The organism is Erythrobacter neustonensis, from assembly GCF_001663175.1.
In the GTDB taxonomy this organism is placed as follows: Bacteria; Pseudomonadota; Alphaproteobacteria; order Sphingomonadales; family Sphingomonadaceae; genus Erythrobacter; species Erythrobacter neustonensis.
In genome coordinates this window covers 2045964-2062901 of sequence record NZ_CP016033.1, presented here as the reverse complement: position 1 = coordinate 2062901, position 16938 = coordinate 2045964, and the positions used below count along the sequence as shown (strand labels likewise).

The window sequence follows — 16938 nt, the reverse complement described above, 5'->3', positions numbered from 1 at the left end:
CAAGTTAAGCGCATGGCGCCGCGCGGGTCTAGCGAAACCGCCCCTGCCGCCGGGCCGCCGGTTCGCGCACCAGGAGCCAGATCCCGAGGCCCAGCGGCCCTGCCATCAGGGTCGCCAGCAGGATCGGCGCCTGGATAAAGCGCGAAATCCCCTTGGCATCGGCATCGCGCGCGATCCACAGGCCGGCAAACAGATCGAAAGCAAGATAATGCGTCCAGCCGATGGTCACCCCCGCATCGGTCGCAAAGATCGCGCGCACACCGGCGATGGTCGAGAAATCCGCGCCCCCGCCGCCCGTATTGGCAATCACCCCGGTCAATACCCCGATCAGCCCCGCGGCATAGATGAAACACAGCAGCCCGACGCCGAGGTAGAGCACCGCCGACAAAAGCGCCGGCCAGCGCGGCAGCACGGCCAGCGCAATCCACGCGATCAAAGCGAGCATGTTGACCGCGCTGAACACCACGACCCAGTTCACAAGACCTCTCCCGCATCGGCAAGTCGCCGCCAGTCGCGCGCGGCGCGGCGCATGGCTGCATTGTCGTGGACCGCACGCCCGCTGCCCCGGCGCAGCGCGAGGCCAAGCGCCGCTTCGGCAACCACGCGCGCATCGATCGACCGGAACCGCTCCCACGATCCGCGCAGCAAGGGATCGATCAGCGGTGCCGCGATGATCGCCGCGCGTTCGGCCAGCCGCGGATCGTCCTGCCGTGAACCGCGCAGCAATCCGGGGTGGAGGATATCGAGCCGCTTGAACCCGATCCGCCCCAGCGCCGCCTCGGTCTCGCCCTTGACCTTGAGATAGCGGTTGCGGGCATAGGGATCGGCCCCCGCGGCGCTGACCACCACCATGTTGGCAACGCCGGCGCGGTGCGCGGCTGCCGCCGAGGACAGCACCAGTTCCTGATCGACCGCGCGGAACGCCGCTTCGTCGCGCCCTGCCTTTTTCCAGGTGGTGCCCAGCGCACAGATCAGCGCGGCGGGGCGGACGGCATCGAGCACTTCGCCCCACTGTTCGGGGGGCGCCACGAACATCTCCATCCGCGCACCGGGCGGCAAGGCCGCTTCGCGCCGGGCGATGCCCAGCACGCGCACGGTGTCGACCAGACTGGCGCTTTCGATCACGCGCCGCCCGACCAATCCGGTCGCGCCGACCAGCGCGATCCGCGTCGGACCGTGTCCGGGGGCACTATACATTGATCAGGCCTTCGGGCTGCGTTCCGTTGATGCGGCCCACCGCCTGCATCGCGAAACGATCGCTCATCCCCGCAATGAAATCGGCGATGGCGCGGGCGCGCGCAGGGTTTTCCTGCGGCAACCGTGCCTGCCAGTCGGCGGGCATCAGCGCCGCGTCCCCGGCGAACGCTTCATAAAGCTGCGTTACCACGCCGCGCGCCCTTTCAGCGGCGGCAATCTGTTCGGGGTGGTAATAGAGCCGCTCGTACATGAAGGCCTTCAGCCTGCGTTCCTGCACCGCCATCGCGGGCGAGAACCCTGCCAACTGCCGCCCCGCCGCGCGCACTTCGGCGACCGATCCGCAGTCCCTTGCCGACTGCGCGGTATGCGCGATCACATCATTCACCATCAATCCGATCTGATCACGTATCATCTCGCGCAGCAGACGCTCCCGCGGCGCGTGGGGAAAGCGTTTTTCGACGCTCCGCCACTGGTCTGCGAGGAAATCCAGCGTCAGCAAGTCGTCAAGGCAAAGGAAGCCTGCGCGCAGGCCATCGTCGATATCGTGATTGTCGTATGCGATATCGTCGGCAACCGCCGCCACTTGTGCTTCGAGCGAGGGCCAGGTCAGGAGATCGAGCGGAAAGGCCGCGTCCAGTTCTGCCAGCGCCCAGCCGGGCGCTGCGACCGGCCCATTGTGCTTGGCCAGCCCTTCGAGCAGATCCCAGGTCAGGTTCAGCCCGTCATGTTCGGGATAGGGGCATTCGATCCGCATTACCGTGCGCAGCGCCTGCGCGTTGTGATCGAACCCGCCATGCGCCGCGAGCGCCTCGGACAGCGCATCCTCGCCCGCATGGCCGAACGGCGGATGACCCAGATCATGCGCGAGGCACAGCGCCTCGGTCAGATCCTCGTCAAGCCGGAGCGCACGCGCAATCACGCGGCCGATCTGCGCGACTTCCAGGCTATGGGTCAGACGGGTGCGGTAATGGTCGCCGTCGGGCGCGATGAAGACCTGCGTCTTCGATTTCAGCCGGCGGAAGCTCATCGAATGGACGATCCGGTCACGGTCGCGCTGGAACGGGCTGCGCGGGCCGCGCTGTTCGCCCACATCGCGGCGCGCAAATTCGCGGCGGGGGTTGGCAGCAGGATCGGCGGCATAGGGGGCGCGGGTCATCACGCGGTCGCTTACGGGCAAGCCCGCGCCCGCTCAACCGGAACGGGACGAGAACAGCATGAAAATACCGGAAATTCAGGATATTGCGCGCAACGAAATCGGGGAAACTTGCGCATCATCGCAGATATGGGGCCGCTCTCCGGTGATTGGGGGGGAGGAGAACGACCCCACGGGTCTGCGGTGCGACCCGAAGACCCGGATGATGCCAATGCGTTTCCACGGCAAAATCCTGAGGTGGCCCTAGCGAGAGTGTTAACAAGTTGCACCCCATGCAACCAACAATAGCGCCGAAGCGCCCTCCGCCATCGACCAGCCGAGTTTTATCCCCCGTCCTGCGATGAGAGGATCCAGTCGACCGCAGCATCGCAGTGGATTCGTGTGCTGTCGAAGATTGGCAGGACATTGGCATCGACATCGACGACGAGGTCGAGTTCGGTGCAGGCCAAAACGATCGCCTGCGCGCCGTCCTGCGCCATGTTGGTGATGATCGTCTTCAAGCTGCGCTCGGCCTCGCGCGTGACCTTGCCCACCATCAGCTCGCGGTAGATGATCCGGTCGAGCTGTTCGACATAATCGAGATCGGGCGGCAACAGATCGACCCCGTGCGCCACCAGCCGCTTGCGATAGAAGCTTTCGGTCATCACGTTGCGCGTGCCCAGCAATGCAGCATTGGTGGTGCCCGCGCGCGCCATCGCCAGACCGACACAATCGGCGATATGCAGGATCGGGATGTTCACCGCGCCCGCGACCTCGTCATACAGGCGGTGCATCGAATTGGCGCCGATCAGCAAGCCTTGCGCCCCCGCCCCTTCGAGCCGTTTGGCGCTGTCGATCAGCACGCCGGCCGCACGCTGCCAGTCGGCATCGGCGGTGAGCGCGCTGAGATGGGCGAAATCGAGGCTTTCGATCAGCAAGGGTGCGCTGGTCATTCGGGTAGTGCGCCTTTGCACAAGGCGGTTGATCCGGTCGTAATAGGTCGCGGTCGACACCCAGCTCATGCCGCCGATGATCCCGAGTTTACGCAATGCGGCTGCCCTTTCCTTTAGAATACGCCCCTGCGCGCCCCGTCTAGGGCGCACATGCGGCGCGCGTCCAGACCGGGCGGCGTTGCGGTTGGGGTTATCGCGCGGCCGCGCGCGGCTTTGCGGACGAGGCGTGCTCGGCAAGCCACAGCTCGAGATCGCGGAGCGTCGCCTGCGGCGCTTCTTCCTGCGGCAGATGGCCGATCCGCGGATAGACGACCAGACGGCTGTCGGGCAGCGTCTTCGCCAGCCAGCGCCCCGCTTCGACCGGGATGATACGGTCTTCCTCGCCCCACAGGATCAGGGTGGGCACCGTCAGCCCGGCGATCGCAGCGGCAGGGATCGGATCATAGGGCATCGCAAAACGGTTGAGCGTTGCGCGGCGGTTGCCGGGATAGCGCAGAAGCTCCCAGTAACGGTCCACCGCCGCCGGGTTGGCGACCGACTTGACGCTGACCGATTGGGCCAGGCTGGTAGCGATCAGCGAGCGCGGGGTGATCTGTTCGGCAATCAAGCGGACGCCGGGAATCCGCGCGATCGTGAAGCCCAGATTGCCACTGTCCTTCTTGGGCGCGCCAGCTTCACGGCGGGGCATCGGCCCGCCGCTGCCATCGACCAGCACCAGCCCCGCGACGCGGTCCGGATGCGCGATTGCATAGGCGAGCGCGTGCTTGCCGCCCATCGAATTGCCTCCGACCACGAAGTTCGAAAGCCCCAGCCTGTCCGCTACCGCGTCGATATCGGCGACGTAGTTCGCGGTCGAGTAATCCTCTGCCGGATCGGGGCCGGTCAATCCGTGTCCGACCTGATCGAACCGGATCACGCGATACTTTCGCGCCAACGCTGCACTCCACGGGTCCCAGGTGTGCAGATCGGCGTTCGAACCATGCAGCAGGATGATCGCGGGCGCATCGCGCGGCCCCTCGTCGCGCAGATGCACCGTCACCCCGCCGCCGATAGCGACGAATTGCGACGGCGGCGCGCCGTATTTGGCGCGCATCCGCGCAGGATCGGTATCGGGCGTGCGGAAGATCAGGAAGGCGGCGACCAGCACTATTCCCAGCGCGAGCAAGCCGCGCACGATCCATTTTGTCATTTCATCTCCGCAATCCAGCGCCGCACCACCGCGACGCCTGCCGGATCGATCCGCGATTTGCCGAGTTCGGGCATCGCGATGCCGGGCTCGGCGCTGTTCATCCGGTAAACGAGGATCGACTTGTCGGGATGGCCGGGCAGGACCGAGAATTCCAGGTCCCCCGCCCCGCGCCCGGCGGCGACGGGCCGTTTCATGATGCCGAGCGCGTGGGGATCGCTCTGCTCCCAGCGCAGATCGAGGCCAGAATTGGACGCCGCCCCGCCCGGCTGGTGGCAATGCGCGCAGTTCACATCAAGATAGGCGCGCGCCAGAGGTGCTGCGGGGCCACTGGCATGCGTGCGCCAGTCGGGCAGCCGGCCCCCGCCCGCAAGATCGCCCGCCAGCAGCCCGCGCGCAGCCATCTCGCCAAGCCAGCGCGCCGAAAGATTGCGCGCCTTGGGCCCGATCGGGATCACCGCGCCGTCCTTGCCGTGGCACGATTTGCACTGGTTCTTGTTCGGGATCGCATAGGACAATGCTTCGCCGGCGGGCGTGACCAGATCCACCCGCCCGCCGGTCAGCGCGAGCGTGGCATCGGTCTGTGCGTCGTTCCAGCGATAGGGCAGCGCCGTCCAGCCATCCGCGCGGTGCAGCAGCACGCGGGTTTCGATCAGCCGGCGCTGCGCCCCCTCGCCAAAGGCAAAGGTCTTGATGATTGCCGCGCCCACGGGGAATTGGAGCAGCCCCTCGCCATCTGTCTGCAACCGCGTGCCTTGGGGCAGGTAGATGAAGCGCAGCTTCTCCGCCCCGTCGGACCACAACGGGGTGTTGAGCGCGTAAGCCACCACGCGCGGCGCCGGCTGCTGGCGCGCGGCATCGGTGAAGAACCCGTATTCGGATAGCGTCCGCGGCATCCCCTTGCCCGCGACCACCGCATCATCGACCCCGGCGTCCGGCGCAGCCGCGCGGACCGCCATGGTTCCGCCAAGGGCCGCCAGCGACAGGCCGAAAAGCGCGCGGGTAAGCCTCACTTCAGCCGCGCCTCCAACGCGGCGGGCGCGCCGACATGGGGAAATTCCCAGCTTTCGAGCGGGGTCAGGTCAAGCGGGCCCGGCGATGCTTCGGCAAGGCTTTGCCCCGGTTTCGACAGGTTGAGGCTCCACCCTGTCACGCCTGCGGCAATCTTCAATCCGTTATCATCCTCGACGATCCCGTCCCACAGCACCGGTGGCAGCGCACCGCCGAAGGCAGCAAGCAGCATCTCCTTGCCATCGATTTGCGGATCGTATCCCCCGCGCCCGAATTCATTGGGCCCGATGATGACGTTTCGCGCATAGGGATTGTAGCGCGGATCATCGTAGCTTTGCGTGTAGGCGATCACCATCACATGCGCGGTGGCATTGCCTTGGAAGGCGTTGTTCTCGATCAGCACGCCATCATTCGCCATCACCAGCACCCCCGTCCCGCGCCGCACATTGGCGACGATATTGCCCGGCGGCGCGAAATTCGGGGTGTCGTTGTCCTTCACCACGTTGCCGCGCAGGATCACGTTGCCGCCGTTCATCACCGGCAGGCCCGGCAGATCGAACACCAGCAATCCGCCGGTGTTCCGGCTGGCGATGTTGTTGGTGACCAAAGCATTGCGGCTGTTCTCGATCTCGATCCCGGCGACGTTGAAAGTGACGATGTTCTCAGCCACGGTGATGTCGCGGCTCTGGCCGACATAGATCCCGGCGTCCGATGCGCCCGAAACCTTGGAATTGGTGACCAGCACGCCCACGCTTTCGACCGGGTATATGCCGTAAGCGCCATTCGAGGCCTTCGGCCCGCCGGTCCATTCCACCCGAATGCCCGAATAGACAATCCCGTCCGCACCCTTGGACTTGATCCCGTCGCCCTTGGGGTTTTCGACCGCGAAACCTTGCAAGGTGACATTGTCGGAGGTGACCAGCAGCCCCTCGCCCGCGCCCTGCTGGCCGGTGAAGTCGAGGACCGTCTTGTCCATCCCCTGCCCGCGCACGGTGACCCCCGCGACATCGAGGCTGAGCCCGTCGGTCAGCGTGAAGCGCCCCTCGCCCAGTTCGATCACATCGCCCGGCGCTGCCAGAATCAGCGCTTCCTGCAATGCGGCCGCGCCCTGGGCCGGATCGACGCGATGCGTTTCGGCGGCAAGCGGCGCCGATGATGCCAGCAGCGCGGCGGCCAATGCCAATCGGTTCATATTATACTCCCTCTCCCGGCGCGGAGTGTGGCGCATGGAGGGGAGAATGCAAGCGCCTCAAGCAGCGCGAGCGGTAGGCGGACAAGGACGCAAGCGCCTCAAGCAGCGCGAGCGGTAGGCGGAGAGGAACCTTAGCCGATCCCGATCGCGCAAAGCCCGGCCGAGGATGTGAGCACGCCCACGGTCTCGCTGTCATCCACCCGGTCGAGCCGCTTGACCAACTCGCCCAGCCCGTAGCCTTCGGCAGGCTCACCCTCGAGCGGTGCCATCGCACGGCGCAGGTTGAGCAGCTGACCGATGGTGAGGCGCTTTGTCATACGCTCGGCCATGCAGCCCGCGCGGACTTCGCCGATCCCGGCATCGACGAGCGCAGCTTTGACCTGCCTTTCGACCAGCGGGTCGGCAAGCCCGGTGAACAGCGCGCCTGCACCGAGCGCGATAATCAGCACCAATCCGATCAGCAATCTGCGCATGACAGCTACTTTCCCCTGCTCAGCCCAGACCCGCCACGCACAGCGCCGCCGAACTGCTGGTCACCGCCAGCACTTCGGCATCGCCAACGCGCGCAACGCGATCGACATAGCCTTGCAGCGTCGTTGGCCGCGCCGGTTCATTGCCCTGCGGTTTCAACGCTTCGAGCTTGCGCAACTGGTCGATCGTCAGCCGGTCGACCATCCGGGTCGCCATGCAATCGGCATTGGCGCGGTCGAGCCCGGCGTCCACCAGCGCGGATTGCACCCGGCTTTCGGCAATGGTCTGCACGCAGCCCGCCAGCATCACTGCGCCTAGGCCCAGTGCTGCAAGAGATGCAGAATGCCCGCGCGCACACTGGAAAAACCGAACCTGCATCTGATCGTCCTTCGTGGCCATGGCCGCAATCAAGAACGATAATCCGCCATTAGTCCAGCGACTTGACGATTTCCTCGACCATCTTCTTCGCGTCCGCCAGCAGCATCACGGTCTGGTTCATGTAGAACACGTCGTTGTCGACCCCGGCATAGCCCACACCTCCCATCGAGCGCTTGATGAAGAACACCTGCTTGGCCTTGTCGACATCGAACACCGGCATCCCGTAGATGGGGCTGGACTTGTCGGTCTTGGCCGCCGGGTTCACCACGTCGTTCGCGCCGATGATGAAGGCGACATCGCACTGCGCGAATTCCGAGTTGATGTCCTCAAGTTCGAAGACTTCATCGTAGGGCACCGAGGCTTCGGCCAACAGCACGTTCATGTGCCCCGGCATGCGGCCGGCAACGGGGTGGATGGCATATTTCACCTCCACGCCCTTTTCCTTCAGCTTGTCGCCCATTTCGCGCAGCGCATGCTGCGCCTGGGCCACCGCCATCCCGTAGCCGGGGATGATGATGACCTTCTCGGCTTGTTCGAGCATATAGGCCGCGTCTTCCGCGCTGCCCTGCTTGTAGGGCCGCTGCTCGCGCGCCCCGCCGCCGCCGCCGCCCGCGCCCGCATCGGCACCGAAGCCGCCCGCGATCACTGAGATGAAGCTGCGGTTCATCGCGCGGCACATGATGTAGCTGAGGATCGCCCCTGACGAACCCACCAGCGCGCCGGTGATGATCATCGCGCTGTTGCCCAGCGTGAAGCCCATCGCCGCCGCCGCCCAGCCCGAATAGCTGTTCAGCATCGACACCACGACCGGCATGTCCGCGCCGCCAATCGGGATGATCAGCAGGAAGCCGATGATGAAGGCGAGGATCGCGATCGCGATCACCATCCAGCCCTCGCCCGCCCCGCCCTGCGGCGAAATGGTGTAGAGCGCGATCAGGCCGAGGATCGCAGCCAGCGTGCCGAGGTTGATGACATGGCGCCCCGGCAGCATGATCGGCGAACCGCTCATCCGGCCCGACAGCTTGAGGAAGGCGATGACCGAGCCCGAGAAGGTGATCGCCCCGATGGCAATGCCGAGGCCGAGTTCAATGCGGCTCACGGCGAGGATCTGCCCGGCGCCATCGACGATCCCGAAGGACTGCGGATCGAGCCACGCGCCAAAGCCCACCACCACGGCCGCCAAGCCGACAAGGCTGTGGAAGCCTGCAACCAGTTCGGGCATCGCGGTCATCGCGATGCGGCGCGCGATCACAACGCCGATCACGCCGCCAATCGCCAGCGCTGCGGCGATCTCGAAGATATTGGCAAGGTCATGCGTCACCAGCGTCGTGATGAGCGCGATGCCCATCCCGATCATGCCGTTGCGATTGCCCGCTTGGCTGGTCGCCGGGCTCGAAAGCCCGCGCAGTGCGAGGATGAAGAACACGCCCGACACGAGATAGGCGAGCATCGCCCAAGCCGGGGTTCCGCCGCCATGCGCCGCGCCTGCGGCAAGAATAGAGAAGCTCATCTCTTACTTCCCCTTCTTCTTGTACATCGCGAGCATGCGCTGCGTCACCGCAAAGCCGCCGAAGATGTTGATGCTGGCCAGCACCACGCCGAACAGGCCGAGATACTTGGCAATCGGGCTGTTTGCCTCAGCCGCCGCGATCAGCGCGCCGACGATGATGACGGACGAAATCGCATTGGTCACCGCCATCAGCGGGGTGTGCAGCGCCGGGGTCACCGACCAAACGACGTAGTAGCCCACGAAGCAGGCCAACACGAAGATCGAAAGAATCGAAATAAAGTCCATGTCAGCCCCTTGTTGCGGTCCATGGCAGAACGAAATTGCGGCCCTCGGCCCAGGTCTGGCCGACCATCTTGCCATCCACGAGGCAGGCCGAGGTGTGATAGAGGCCCTGCCCGTCAGTCGTGCGGAAGGCGACGCAGGTGCGCCCCTGTGCCGACCCGGCCCGCCCGGCGAGGATTTCACTGTTGTAGAAGCTGCCGGTGATCGCGCCGTCTGCGGCAATGCTCAGAACCATCGGCTGCGAATAGGGCTCGTCAGCCAGATCGACCCTGAGATCGACGGTCCACGTGCCCGACAGTGCGGCAGCGCGCTCTTCGGCAGGCGTTGCGGCGGCGAGCAAAGCGGCTAGCGGAAGAATGGCAAGCCGCGCGACGTGATGTGAAAGCCTGCCCATGCGCGTTCCCCTATTTCCCCGGCGCGAGATATTCGGTCAGCAGCGTCACCAGCCCCGGCACGTCCGCCCCGCGGCTGACGTTGAAGGCAATCGGCGGCGACCCCGAAACGGTCAGCGTGACCTCGGTATCGAGATCGAAATGGCCTGCGCTTTCGAGCGTAAAGGTCGTGATCGCGCGGTAGGGGATGGTCACAAAGCGCTTCTTCGATCCTGTCAGGCCCTGCACGTCGATCATCAGGATGCGGCGATCGGTGAAGATGATCGAATCGCGCACCAGCTTGAACGCCATCCGCATCACCTCGCCGCGCCCGAGCGCATAGGCGAGGTCTTCGGCAGCGTCGGCGGTGTCCCAGACGGTGGCGTTGATCAGGCCCATCGGCTCAGCCGAGCAGCCGTTCGCTGACGACCTTGCCGCCCTGCGTCAGCCGGATGGCATTGCCGATTTCCTCGTCGAGCACAGGCTTGCCGCTTTCCTTGTCCCAGAAAGCGCTGAGGAAATTGTAGTGGTTCCTCGCAAACAGCGCCGAGGCGTCGGCGGGAAGCGTGGCGGGGGTGTTCGAATAGCCGATGATCTTGACGCCGTGCTTTTCCACGACCTGATCGGCGACCGACCCTTCGACATTGCCGCCTTGGGCGACCGCCAGGTCATAGATCACGCTGCCGGGCTTCATCGTCGCGATCTGCACGTCGGTGATCAGGCGCGGGGCGGCGCGGCCCGGGATCAGCGCCGTGGTGATGACGATGTCCTGCTTGGCGATGTGGCCGCTCACCAGTTCGGCCTGCGCGCGCTGGTATTCCTCGCTCATTTCGGTGGCATAGCCGCCCGAGCCTTCGCCTTCGATCCCCGCGACATTCTCGACGAAGATCGCCTTTGCACCCAAAGACTGGATCTGTTCTTTGGTGGCGCTGCGCACATCGGTCGCCGAAACCTGCGCACCCAGACGCCGCGCGGTGGCAATCGCCTGAAGGCCCGCGACGCCCACACCCATGATGAAGACGCGCGCGGCCTGCACCGTGCCGGCCGCAGTCATCATCATCGGGAAGGCGCGGCCATAGGCATCGGCGGCTGCCAGCACCGCCTTGTACCCCGCAAGGTTCGATTGCGAGGACAACACGTCCATCGACTGCGCGCGGGTGATGCGCGGCATGAATTCCATCGAGAGCGCTTCAAAGCCCGCGCCCGCATAGGCATCGACCACGTCGCGCCGCGTGAACGGATCGAACAAGGCCGCCACCCACGCACCAGGCCGTGCCCCCTGAAGCAGCGCCACATCGGGCGCCTGAATGCCGAGCACGATGTCGGCATCCTTCACCGTCGCCGCCGCATCGCCGACGCTTGCACCTGCTTCGGCATAGGCCGCATCGGGGCAGGAAGCGGTCTCTCCCGCCCCCGTTTCGACGGCGACATCGCAGCCGAGGCTGGCGAATTTCTTGACCGTTTCCGGCGTCGCGGCGACGCGCGTCTCGCCCGAGGCGCGCTCCTTCAGGATGGCGATTTTCACGTGCGCGAGGCTTAGCTTGCGATCGTGATGACGACGACGGCCGCGATGACCGCGATCAGCGGCACCGCCCATTTGAGCGTCGCCATGAAGCCGGTGTAGGTGGCTTCGGCCTTTTCCATGTCGTGAACAGTCATTCTTTGGTCTCCCCTTGGCCTCCGAACGCTCGGGCGAGCGTTTGGTTGCCGCATGGTCTTCGAAAATCGGGCCGGACGGCCCATGCCAATCCACGTATCGCGCCCTCGCGCCTATCTCAAGCCAACTTTAATATCAGGCTTGCGGCTTTGGCCCGGGTGCGCCCACCGCCAGGACCTGTCCCGCCCCGGCACAGCCTTAATCACGTTTTTACCTCCCGCGATTATTGCAGGCCGCTGATGGCGCGCAGCCCCTTGTTGCAGCGCCAAGGGAGCCGAGCGGCACGAGAGATGGCAGAGATGGATTGCCTCCCCCAGGCACAGGACGATGCGCGAATCGTCATGCTGATCGATGACGAGCCGGCACAGGGCCGTCTCATCACCGCAATCGCCGCGCGCGATGGCTGGCGCACGATCGTCGCGCCCGATGCCGAAACCGCGATCGCGATGCTCGGCACGCGCGAGGGGATGCAATTGTCCGCGATCCTGCTCGACCAGTGGGTGCCGGGCGACGATGCCTGCGCGCTGATCGCCGAATTGAAATCGCGCCGTCCCGCCCTGCCGATCCTGATGCTCACCACCAGCGCCTCGCCCTTGCTCGCGGTCGAGGCGATGCGCGCCGGCGCTTCGGATTATCTGGTCAAGCCTGTCTCCCCCGACCGGTTGATGGAAGCGCTGCGCACGGTCACGATGCGCGCCTCGCCGCGCGACGAACTGGCACCGCTCACCGAGAAGATGTCCGCCACGCTCGATTTCGATGCGATGATCGGCACCGCCCCCAGTTTCCGCACCGCGCTGGCGCAGGCCGCGAAGGCCGCGCGCGGGCATGGCCACGTGCTGATCGAAGGCGAAAGCGGCACGGGCAAGGAAATGCTGATGCGCGCGATGCACGGCGCATCGCCGCGGGCGAAAGACCCGCTGCGGATCATCAGCTTGGCCTCGATCCCCGCAGGATCGATCGATTCGGTGTTGTTCGGGCATGAACCCGGCAGCTTCCCCGGCGCCTTCGACCGCCAGATCGGCGCGTTCCAGCATTGCGACGGCGGGACGCTGATCCTCGACGAGGTCGACCGCCTGACCCCCGCCATGCAGCAGCGGCTGGCCGAGGCGCTGGGCAGCGGGATCATCCGCCCGGTGGGTGCAAGCTATGGTTTCCGTGTCGATGTGCGCCTGCTCGTCACCAGCAATATCGGGCTCGACCGGATGGTGGCGGCGGGCAAGTTCGATGCCGCGCTTGCTGCGAAACTTGGTGCGACGCGGATCGTGCTGCCGCCCTTGCGCGATCGCAGCGGCGATATTCCCGCGCTCACCCGCCATTTCCTCGCCCGGATCGGCGAACAGCCGGGGCTCAACCACCTGTCGGTGTCGGACAGCGCGCTCGCGCTGCTGGCCGCCTATGACTGGCCGGGCAATGTCCGCCAGCTGCAATCGGTCCTGTTCCGCGCGGCAGTCTATTGCGAAGGCAATTCGCTTACCGCCGACAGCTTCCCGCAATTGTCCGAAATGCTCGGCGAACAGGGCAGCGTGACCGCGGCGAGCACGCACGAGGGCGTTGGCATCATGCTCTACACCCCCGATGGCAATCTGCGCCCATTGGAAGAAATCGAGGCCGACGTGATCCGGCTCGCCATCGGGCACTATCGCGGGCGGATGACCGAAGTGGCGCGCAGGCTGGGGATCGGGCGCTCGACGCTTTACCGCAAGCTCAGCGATCTGGGGATCGACAACGCGGCATGACCGCGCGCCGCAATCACACGGCTTGATTGCGCTTGCTTGCGGGCCTAGCCCTTGGGCCATGACACATATTCAGGAATTCAGCGGGCGCAGCGCACTGGTCACAGGGGCCGCATCGGGGATCGGAGCGGCCTGCGCGCGCATGCTGGCCGCACGCGGCGCGGGTAAGCTAGTGCTGGTCGATGTCGATGCGGCCGGGATGGACGCGCTCGATCTTGGGCCTTGCGAGGTGCATCGCATCGTCGGCAGCGTCGCGGACGAGGCGCTTTGGGTGGGTCTAGACCCCCTCTTGGCCGGTTTAGACCATGCCGTGGTCAACGCAGGCATCGGTTCGGGGGGGCAGATTTCGTCGATTTCGCTCGCCGAATGGCGCCGCGTGATGGCGGTCAATCTCGACGGCGCATTTCTGACCTTGGCCCATTCGCTGCGCGCAATGGCGGATGGGCCCGGCAGCGTGGTGGTGGTCGCCTCGACCACGGGGTTGAAGCCGGTGCCGGGGATCGGGCCTTATGGCGTGTCCAAGGCCGCTGTTGCCCACATGGCGCGGATCGCCGCCGCCGAAAACGCCGAAAAGGGCATTCGTGTCAATGCGATAGCGCCCGGCGGCGTGGACACGGCGATCTGGGACGAAGGCGAAGATTTCAAGGCGCTGGTCGCCGCGGTCGGACGCGAAGCCGCGATTGCGCGGATGGCCAAGACCACGCCCCTGCGCCGCTTTGCCTCCTCCGACGAAATGGCGGACACGATCTGCTACCTGCTCGGCGACGGGGCGGCGAATATCACCGGACACGTGATGGTCACCGATGGCGGGTTCACGCTCTGACGGATTGCTACTGCGGGAATCCTACCGCAAGCCATTGAAATGTTTCACGTGAAACATTTTGCCGCCGGAAACGCCCGCTTCAGGCTGGCGTGATCGTGAACCCTTCGACCGCTGCGGCCTCGCGGTGGCCGGGGTGATACATGTCCATGTAGATCATCGTCGTCTCGGGCGTGCTGCCTTCGCAGCGCACGTCATAACCGTCGATGATCCGACCGAAAACCCCGATCCCCATGCTGCCAGCCCGCTCGAAGGCCGGGCGCTTGCCATCGGCGCAGCGCAGGCGCGCAAGATAGGCACGCTGGCCCTTGGGCATGTCGGCGCGCACCGGGTTTTCCTTGCTGCCGAGCGGATGAGCCTGAGCGTCCGCGACCAGCTTTTCAAGCGCCTTGCCGCCCGGCGCCTTGAAACCGAAGATATCGACCGCGTCCTGCGCAGCCCCGGGCACCGCCAGCCCGCCCGCCAGACCGAGCGAAAGCGCCGCTGCCACCGCACAGATCACCGGATTCCTCGCCATTTCGCCCTCTCCCCAATGGACTGAAATATTTCACGAAACGCGAGGTCGCACAAGCCGCGACTGCCCGCACTGACGAAATCAGAGCGGAAGCAACTGGCTGAAATCGGTAAGCCCGGTATCGCGCAGGCCCCGCCAGACATTGCGCGCCTGCACCGTCTCGGCCACGTCGTGGACGCGCAGCAGGTGGACGCCCGCCTCCATGCCCCTGAGCGCGAGCGCCAGCGATCCCGCCAGTCGTGCGTCCGCCGCTTCCTCGCGCGACAGGGCCCCGATCATCCGCTTGCGGCTCGCCCCCAGCATCAGCGGGCAGCCCAGCGCATGAAACAGCGGCAGCGCGTTCATCAGCGCAAGGTTTTCGGCGAGCGACTTGCCGAAGCCGATCCCGGGGTCGAGCACGATCCGCCCTGGTGCGATGCCTGCGGCCAGCGCCCGGTCGCGTGCGGCGGCGAGGAAATCGAAGACGTCGCTCACCACATCGGTATAGCTTGCACCCGCGTGCAGATCCTCGCCTGCGCCGGGTGCGTGCATCAGGATGACGGGGCAGGCCTGGCTCGCGACCACCTCGATCATGCGCGGGTCATAGCGCATTGCCGAGACATCGTTGGCCATGTGCGCGCCCGCCGCGAGGCCCGCCATCAGCACCCCGGCACGCCGCGTGTCGAGGCTGATCGCAGCGCCCATCGCGGCGCAGTATTCGACCGCCGGGCGGACCCGCCCGATCTCCTCGTCCTCGAAGGTCGCCGCAGCGCCGGGCCGCGTGCTTTCCCCGCCGATGTCGATCATCGCCGCGCCTGCCTCAAGCATCGCGGCGGCATGCGCACGGCCTGCCTCGGCGGCGTCATGCCGGCCGCCATCGGAGAAACTGTCGGGGGTGACGTTGAGGATGCCCACCACCTGCGGCTGGTCGAGCCGGACCGTGCGTGCGCCCAGTTCGAGCGGTGCGTGCGCCTTGGCGAGGTTGGCCCATTGCGCCGCCGCATCATCCGCCAGCGCTCCCGAAAGCCGCGCAATCGCCGCCTTGATCTCGCGCGGCGTGCCGACCATGCGCTCGGTCACTGTGCCGCCTTTGCGCACCACCAGCGCAAATTCGCGGGCGTAGGCCATCGACCCGCCCAGCCGCACCGCTGCGCCGTCGACCGCCTGCGGCCCGGAAACCAGCGTCAGCGGGTGGAGATAGACGCGCGCCGACATCGCGACCGTCAGTCTTCGGCGGCGAGCAGGTAAAGCTGGCGTGCGGCATCGATCGGTTGGACATCGCCTGCCTTTTCGAAGTGCCAGAAGGTCCACCCATTGCACGACGGCGCGCCCTGCAATTCCTTGCCCAGCCCGTGGATCGAGCCGGTCTTGCCCTGCCATTCGAGGCTGCCATCAGCGCGCACCGTGGCGATCCAGCGGCGCTTCTTGTCGAATACGGCGCTGCCCGGCGGGATCAGCCCGCCTTCAACCACCGCACCGAACGCGACCTTGGGAGCAGAGCGCGGCGACTGCATCGTGGTCAGCGCGCTTTCATCGAGCGGAAGTTCCTTGGCGATCCGTTTTTCCGCGACACTGCGATAGCTCGCCTCGCGCTCGCACCCGATCCACTGGCGCCCCAGGCGCGTTGCGACCGCGCCAGTGGTGCCGGTGCCGAAGAAGGGGTCGAGCACGACGTCGCCCTTCTCCGTGGTTGCAAGGAGCACGCGATAGAGCAGCGCTTCGGGCTTTTGCGTCGGGTGCGCCTTCTTGCCGTTTTCCTTCAGCCGTTCGCCGCCCGAACAGATCGGCAGCACCCAGTCCGAACGCATCTGAAGCTCATCATTGAGCGTCTTCATCGCGCGATAGTTGAAGTGGTAGCGCGACTTCTCGCCCATGCTCGCCCAGATCAGCGTCTCGTGCGCGTTGGTGAAGCGGGTGCCCTTGAAATTGGGCATGGGATTGGTCTTGCGCCAGACGATGTCGTTCAGAATCCAGAAGCCCAGATCCTGCAAGATTGCACCCACGCGGAAGATATTGTGGTAGCTGCCGATCACCCACAGCCCGCCATCGGGCTTGAGCACCCGGCGCGCTTCGGTCAGCCATTCGCGGGTGAACTTGTCATAGGCAGCCATGCTATCGAACTGGTCCCAGTGATCGGTCACCGCATCCACATGGCTGCCATCCGGACGCGCCAGATCGCCGCCCAGTTGCAGGTTATAGGGCGGATCGGCGAAGACCAGATCGACGCTGGCGGAAGGAAGCGAACGCATCGCTTCGATGCAGTCGCCGGGCAGGATACGGCCCAGCGGAAGATCCGCCGCGCGGACGATTTCCTGCGTCTTTTGAACGCTTTTCGCGCGCGACTTCACCTTTTCTATTACGCTTGCCACTTGACCCTCATTTGTCATGTCCCGATTTATCCACAGGCATGAGTCTTTGAAGAGTCCGCGTCAAGCGACTAATTTTTCGCAACTTGTCCCGCTGCGTCGGGCCGTGTGCGGAACGAAACGAGTCCCGCACAAGATGTTGAGTCCCCGCCCCTTGGCCGGACTCCAGATGCAGCGGTGTGGCGG

The 16938-nt window shown here is 65.7% G+C and carries 20 protein-coding genes; 2 read left to right on the top strand and 18 right to left on the bottom strand.

Features of this window, described 5'->3' with window-relative positions:
* Positions 1-28: 28 nt before the first annotated feature.
* The 15 genes from A9D12_RS09495 to A9D12_RS14725 form a co-directional block, all read right to left on the bottom strand.
* Positions 29-478: an ABA4-like family protein gene (locus A9D12_RS09495; RefSeq protein WP_082925500.1), complete on the bottom strand. Its 450-nt coding sequence runs from the start codon at positions 476-478 to the stop codon at positions 29-31.
* Positions 475-1197, bottom strand: a complete 723-nt coding sequence (locus A9D12_RS09490; RefSeq protein ID WP_068351187.1) for an NAD(P)H-binding protein — start codon at positions 1195-1197, stop codon at positions 475-477. The genes A9D12_RS09495 and A9D12_RS09490 overlap by 4 nt, the downstream gene beginning before the upstream one ends.
* Entirely contained in the window at positions 1190-2353 is a 1164-nt protein-coding gene (locus tag A9D12_RS09485) for a deoxyguanosinetriphosphate triphosphohydrolase (RefSeq protein WP_068351185.1), read from the bottom strand. The genes A9D12_RS09490 and A9D12_RS09485 overlap by 8 nt, the downstream gene beginning before the upstream one ends.
* Before the next feature lie 320 nt (positions 2354-2673).
* Positions 2674-3378, bottom strand: coding sequence for an aspartate/glutamate racemase family protein (locus A9D12_RS09480; protein ID WP_068351184.1), 705 nt, complete (start codon positions 3376-3378; stop codon positions 2674-2676).
* 94 nt (positions 3379-3472) lie between these two features.
* Positions 3473-4471, bottom strand: coding sequence for an alpha/beta fold hydrolase (locus tag A9D12_RS09475; protein WP_068351183.1), 999 nt, complete (start codon positions 4469-4471; stop codon positions 3473-3475).
* The gene (locus tag A9D12_RS09470) at positions 4468-5481 is read right to left on the bottom strand and encodes an SO2930 family diheme c-type cytochrome (protein WP_335645777.1); all 1014 of its coding nucleotides are present in this window, start codon (positions 5479-5481) and stop codon (positions 4468-4470) included. The genes A9D12_RS09475 and A9D12_RS09470 overlap by 4 nt, the downstream gene beginning before the upstream one ends.
* Positions 5478-6671 (bottom strand): parallel beta-helix domain-containing protein, encoded by a 1194-nt coding sequence (locus A9D12_RS09465; protein ID WP_068351181.1) that lies wholly within the window; start codon positions 6669-6671, stop codon positions 5478-5480. Before A9D12_RS09465 ends, A9D12_RS09470 begins: the two co-directional genes overlap by 4 nt.
* A gap of 131 nt (positions 6672-6802) precedes the next feature.
* Entirely contained in the window at positions 6803-7144 is a 342-nt protein-coding gene (locus A9D12_RS09460; protein ID WP_068351179.1) for a hypothetical protein, read from the bottom strand.
* A gap of 19 nt (positions 7145-7163) precedes the next feature.
* Positions 7164-7541 carry a hypothetical protein gene (locus A9D12_RS09455; protein WP_082925498.1) on the bottom strand — a complete coding sequence of 126 codons (378 nt, stop codon included), beginning with the start codon at positions 7539-7541 and terminating at the stop codon, positions 7164-7166.
* A gap of 28 nt (positions 7542-7569) precedes the next feature.
* Entirely contained in the window at positions 7570-9030 is a 1461-nt protein-coding gene (locus A9D12_RS09450) for an NAD(P)(+) transhydrogenase (Re/Si-specific) subunit beta (RefSeq protein WP_068351177.1), read from the bottom strand.
* A gap of 3 nt (positions 9031-9033) precedes the next feature.
* Positions 9034-9315, bottom strand: coding sequence for an NAD(P) transhydrogenase subunit alpha part 2 (locus tag A9D12_RS09445; protein WP_068351175.1), 282 nt, complete (start codon positions 9313-9315; stop codon positions 9034-9036).
* Position 9316: 1 nt separating this feature from the next.
* On the bottom strand, positions 9317-9706 hold the full coding sequence (locus A9D12_RS09440; protein ID WP_068351172.1) for a hypothetical protein: 390 nt from the start codon (positions 9704-9706) through the stop codon (positions 9317-9319).
* A 10-nt stretch (positions 9707-9716) separates the two neighbouring features.
* A complete protein-coding gene (locus A9D12_RS09435) occupies positions 9717-10082 on the bottom strand; it encodes a PH domain-containing protein (protein WP_068351170.1) in 366 nt (121 codons plus the stop codon).
* Between the two features lie 4 nt (positions 10083-10086).
* The gene (locus A9D12_RS09430) at positions 10087-11208 is read right to left on the bottom strand and encodes an NAD(P) transhydrogenase subunit alpha (RefSeq protein ID WP_068351168.1); all 1122 of its coding nucleotides are present in this window, start codon (positions 11206-11208) and stop codon (positions 10087-10089) included.
* Between the two features lie 11 nt (positions 11209-11219).
* Entirely contained in the window at positions 11220-11342 is a 123-nt protein-coding gene (locus tag A9D12_RS14725) for an aa3-type cytochrome c oxidase subunit IV (protein ID WP_156522851.1), read from the bottom strand.
* A gap of 297 nt (positions 11343-11639) precedes the next feature.
* Between A9D12_RS14725 and A9D12_RS09425 the strand changes: the two genes are divergently transcribed.
* Positions 11640-13076, top strand: a complete 1437-nt coding sequence (locus tag A9D12_RS09425) for a sigma-54-dependent transcriptional regulator (protein WP_068354181.1) — start codon at positions 11640-11642, stop codon at positions 13074-13076.
* Positions 13077-13134: 58 nt separating this feature from the next.
* Positions 13135-13896, top strand: a complete 762-nt coding sequence (locus A9D12_RS09420) for an SDR family NAD(P)-dependent oxidoreductase (RefSeq protein ID WP_068351166.1) — start codon at positions 13135-13137, stop codon at positions 13894-13896.
* 79 nt (positions 13897-13975) lie between these two features.
* On the opposite strand, the gene A9D12_RS09415 is transcribed toward A9D12_RS09420, so the two are convergent.
* The 3 genes from A9D12_RS09415 to A9D12_RS09405 all read right to left on the bottom strand — a co-directional run bounded on the left by A9D12_RS09415 (position 13976) and on the right by A9D12_RS09405 (position 16773).
* Positions 13976-14410 carry a hypothetical protein gene (locus A9D12_RS09415; RefSeq protein WP_068351163.1) on the bottom strand — a complete coding sequence of 145 codons (435 nt, stop codon included), beginning with the start codon at positions 14408-14410 and terminating at the stop codon, positions 13976-13978.
* 78 nt (positions 14411-14488) lie between these two features.
* Complete coding sequence (folP, locus tag A9D12_RS09410) at positions 14489-15601, bottom strand: dihydropteroate synthase (RefSeq protein WP_068351161.1); 1113 nt, start codon at positions 15599-15601, stop codon at positions 14489-14491.
* 8 nt (positions 15602-15609) lie between these two features.
* The gene (locus A9D12_RS09405) at positions 15610-16773 is read right to left on the bottom strand and encodes a site-specific DNA-methyltransferase (protein WP_068351160.1); all 1164 of its coding nucleotides are present in this window, start codon (positions 16771-16773) and stop codon (positions 15610-15612) included.
* Between the last annotated feature and the right edge of the window lie 165 nt (positions 16774-16938).

Coding starts and splice junctions, on each gene's coding strand:
- A9D12_RS09490 (WP_068351187.1), bottom strand. CDS start 1,197: ATGTATAGTGCCCCCGGACACGGTCCGACGCGGATCGCGCTGGTCGGC.
- A9D12_RS09485 (WP_068351185.1), bottom strand. CDS start 2,353: ATGACCCGCGCCCCCTATGCCGCCGATCCTGCTGCCAACCCCCGCCGC.
- A9D12_RS09475 (WP_068351183.1), bottom strand. CDS start 4,471: ATGACAAAATGGATCGTGCGCGGCTTGCTCGCGCTGGGAATAGTGCTG.
- A9D12_RS09465 (WP_068351181.1), bottom strand. CDS start 6,671: ATGAACCGATTGGCATTGGCCGCCGCGCTGCTGGCATCATCGGCGCCG.
- A9D12_RS09460 (WP_068351179.1), bottom strand. CDS start 7,144: ATGCGCAGATTGCTGATCGGATTGGTGCTGATTATCGCGCTCGGTGCA.
- A9D12_RS09455 (WP_082925498.1), bottom strand. CDS start 7,541: ATGGCCACGAAGGACGATCAGATGCAGGTTCGGTTTTTCCAGTGTGCG.
- A9D12_RS09450 (WP_068351177.1), bottom strand. CDS start 9,030: ATGAGCTTCTCTATTCTTGCCGCAGGCGCGGCGCATGGCGGCGGAACC.
- A9D12_RS09445 (WP_068351175.1), bottom strand. CDS start 9,315: ATGGACTTTATTTCGATTCTTTCGATCTTCGTGTTGGCCTGCTTCGTG.
- A9D12_RS09440 (WP_068351172.1), bottom strand. CDS start 9,706: ATGGGCAGGCTTTCACATCACGTCGCGCGGCTTGCCATTCTTCCGCTA.
- A9D12_RS09435 (WP_068351170.1), bottom strand. CDS start 10,082: ATGGGCCTGATCAACGCCACCGTCTGGGACACCGCCGACGCTGCCGAA.
- A9D12_RS14725 (WP_156522851.1), bottom strand. CDS start 11,342: ATGACTGTTCACGACATGGAAAAGGCCGAAGCCACCTACACCGGCTTC.
- A9D12_RS09425 (WP_068354181.1), top strand. CDS start 11,640: ATGGATTGCCTCCCCCAGGCACAGGACGATGCGCGAATCGTCATGCTG.
- A9D12_RS09420 (WP_068351166.1), top strand. CDS start 13,135: ATGACACATATTCAGGAATTCAGCGGGCGCAGCGCACTGGTCACAGGG.
- A9D12_RS09415 (WP_068351163.1), bottom strand. CDS start 14,410: ATGGCGAGGAATCCGGTGATCTGTGCGGTGGCAGCGGCGCTTTCGCTC.
- folP (WP_068351161.1), bottom strand. CDS start 15,601: ATGTCGGCGCGCGTCTATCTCCACCCGCTGACGCTGGTTTCCGGGCCG.
- A9D12_RS09405 (WP_068351160.1), bottom strand. CDS start 16,773: ATGACAAATGAGGGTCAAGTGGCAAGCGTAATAGAAAAGGTGAAGTCG.